4 protein-coding genes are annotated in these 3,032 nt (G+C 61.1%); all 4 read right to left on the bottom strand.

Annotation, left to right across the window (positions count from 1 at the left end; all coding sequences use genetic code 11):
• Positions 1–1,864 (bottom strand): type IV secretion system DNA-binding domain-containing protein (locus KBT70_RS18415; protein ID WP_296637625.1); only part of this gene is annotated, 1,864 nt, incomplete at its 3' end.
• Positions 1,854–2,129, bottom strand: a complete 276-nt coding sequence (locus tag KBT70_RS18410; RefSeq protein WP_009819926.1) for a VirB3 family type IV secretion system protein — start codon at positions 2,127–2,129, stop codon at positions 1,854–1,856. The genes KBT70_RS18415 and KBT70_RS18410, both read right to left, overlap by 11 nt.
• 23 nt (positions 2,130–2,152) lie before the next feature.
• Complete coding sequence (locus KBT70_RS18405) at positions 2,153–2,437, bottom strand: TrbC/VirB2 family protein (RefSeq protein WP_009819927.1); 285 nt, start codon at positions 2,435–2,437, stop codon at positions 2,153–2,155.
• Entirely contained in the window at positions 2,434–2,982 is a 549-nt protein-coding gene (locus KBT70_RS18400) for a lytic transglycosylase domain-containing protein (protein ID WP_296637629.1), read from the bottom strand. The genes KBT70_RS18405 and KBT70_RS18400 overlap by 4 nt, the downstream gene beginning before the upstream one ends.
• Positions 2,983–3,032: the final 50 nt, after the last annotated feature.

Here is a 3,032-nt window from a genome sequence, read left to right as displayed (position 1 = left end):
GTTCTGCGTCCTGGTCTAGAAGTTCGGTCATATCGAGACCAAGGACATCCTCGCCAATGGCAATCGACTGGGCACTGGGCCTTGAGAAAAGCCAACCGTACCGGCCGACTTCTGTCCATTCCCGTACGCGGGACACCAGGTCGCCATCATCATCGGTAGAGGCCACGAGACTTGCCAAACCGTCGAAGGTTCTGAGGCCTGGCTCCGCGGCGGCGATCTGACGAACCGCCTCGTTCAGTGCTGCGGTCTGGACCGTCTCAAATGGACGGTGACGGGCCAGAATGTCGCCGAGCCAATCTGTCAGCCAGGCGGCCCCCCGCGCATCGGTCTCCGTGGTCATCGGGTTAAAGCCGGTGGGCTGGCCCACCTTGATTTCGCTGTAGCTGCCACCCAAAGCGCGGATCGCCATCTCCAACCCCTGATCCTTGTCGAAAACGATGACCCGCGCACCCACTCTGCGGGCCTGCGCCATGAGAAAAGCCGTGCCGAGTGTCTTGCCGGACCCGGTGCGGCCCAGAACAAGCGTGTGCCCGACGCTTGGCTCATCGGTCCGGCGCCCGGCTTCGTGAAAGTTGAACCGGTAGAGGCTGGAGGTCACGGTCGGGAAGGCCGTGATCGTCTTGCCCCATGGGCTGGCCTCGGGTCCGCGACCCGGCCGTGTCTTGTGAAACGCCGCCAGTTCCGCGAAATTGTGCGACGAAACGATCCCGTCACGGATCCGGTAGGCCCAGTTTCCGGGCGCTTGCGCAAAATAAAGCGCCTTTGCGGCCCAGGATTCCCTTACCAGAACGGCACCGGTCTCTTGCCCCGCCCGCCAGATCTCGGAAGCTGCCTGTTCCAGTTCCTCGGCGCTGTCACAGAAGACCTGCACGGATGCATGGTGTGTCCCAAAGGTCGACCGGCCGGATGCCACGGCGTCGGCGGCTTCGATCAATTGCTCTGTCAGGCTGACACCAGCATCTTCGGAGGCACCCCGCTGACGAAAGGTGCGTTGAATGCGCTCAACCATCTCATTGGCGCGCCGCGGCGTGAAAGAGTTGGTGATCGTGATGTCATAGGGCAGTTCCAACGCATCAAGCATGGTTGGCCAGGTGCGACTGGGATAGGATTTTATCCCGAAAATCGCGCCGTATCGTGCGCTGTCGCCGCTTTCCAGCCGCATGGTTTTGCCTTGAAAGCTGACGTCGAAATTGCTCATCGTGTCAGCCAACAGTTGCCCGGGGGCCGCGATGATCTTGCCGTAGCTCTGTCCGTGAACCGCGGCCAACACTGCAAGCCAGTCCCCGCTCGAGACTGTCAGGCGCGCTGCACCTGCATCGGAATACATCGCCATGAGCAGGGTCATGGCCTCTTCCAGGGCAACAATTCTCGTATCGATGTCTTTCTGGAAATCGCGGCCGCCGCCAAGGGCGCCCAGAACCTTCGAGAATGCCTGCGGCATCGACGGACGCATCAACACTGTCAGCATCAAGGTGCGGGCTTTCAGGTCACGCGCGCGCAGGCTTCTCTGCCACGCCGCGTCTACCGCATTTGCAAAGGGCATACCGTCAGGCGCAGCAAGGTCCGCGACGTCCGGGCGTGATACCTTGTTGATGTGGAAACCGAAGCGCTCGCCCAACTGACTGACGATCCGGGCAAAGCCTTCACTGATCTCATCGATCCGGGTGTCATCGCTGGTGAAGCTGTCGATCCCGCCAAGCGTGACCGACGCCATCAGATCACCCTGCCGCGTCAGGATGACATTGTCTCGCACCGCAGCAATGTAAGGTAGGTGCCGCCCGAGACGCTCGGCTTTCAAAACCTTGTCCCCAAGTGCATCCCGAACAGCGCTGCTGGCAATCAACCCCCGAAACTCACGCGACATAGAGATCGCCCCCATCACCGGATCGCACACTCGTTCGCGGTGTGCGCGACATCACCACGTTCAAAATCTGAAACAGATGTGGATTGCGGTCTGCGACCAGCCAAAGCGGTGGGTAGCCCGCGAGGAACACCAGCAGGAACCGCATGTCGTCAACCAGAATGAAAGGGATCACGGATGCGAAGACCAGCGCCACGAAATATCCAATCGGGAGACCGAATATCCGTGGCGGCTTGGTCAGCCCCAGAAAGAGTGGTGTGTCGCGCATGGAGGTCTCTGCGGCCTGTCAGATCAAGGAGCCGCAAAGCCGTCGATGATGGTCTCGGCCGAAAAGATCAGCACCACGCCTACAAACACGGCGACGAAGATCGGCCAGTTGAGGCGCCCGAAAAACATCATGACACCCGATCCCACGAGAGCGAGCACACCGAGGCCACGACCGATCGGCCCCGTCACCGCGTCGATGATGTTGTCGATCATGTCAGAGACCGGGCTAAGGTCTTGTGCGAGCGCCGGGGCCGCAGCCAACATCAGCAACGCGGCCAATGCCGCCCGGGTATAGTCGATGCGTTTCATATCTGGTCTCCGATGGATTGGGCATAGACGGCCATGACCTTGCGAACATGGCCTTGGGTTTCGCGGTAGGGGGGAATCCCGCCATGGCGCGCCACGGCTTCGGGGCCGGCGTTATAGGCCGCGAGCGCAAGTTGCGGCGTGCCGAAACGATCAAGTTGTGTCAGCAAGTAGCGGGCGGATCCATGCAGGTTTTGCTCAGGATCATGCGGATCGACGCCAAGCACGCGTGCAGTGTCCGGCATCAACTGCCCAAGCCCGATTGCGCCGACATGCGACCGCGCGCCTGGATCAAATGCGCTTTCAATAGCGATGTTGGCGCGAAACAATGCGAGCCACTCGCGAGTGGACATCCCGGCCCTGCGCAGGGCCGGGTGCTCCGCGTAGACCGACCCCACATCAAGGATCATGGTCTCGATCGCAGGGCGGCCCGATGGGGCCCGCGGCGGAGACAGGCGTGGTGAATCAAGAGGGACGACCTCAGAGCGTGCGACACCGTCGCTTTGCTCGGGTTGGGGTCTTGCAAAGTCGAGAACGCTACTGGTCAGTCGACCAATACGGTCTGGAGCATCGAGATCGATAACGGATTGTGCATGAG

The sequence above is a fragment of the Roseovarius sp. genome (assembly GCF_018066915.1).
In the GTDB taxonomy this organism is placed as follows: Bacteria; Pseudomonadota; Alphaproteobacteria; order Rhodobacterales; family Rhodobacteraceae; genus Roseovarius.
The sequence above is the reverse complement of the archived record's forward strand: the minus strand, read 5'-3'. Positions and strand labels throughout refer to the sequence as shown.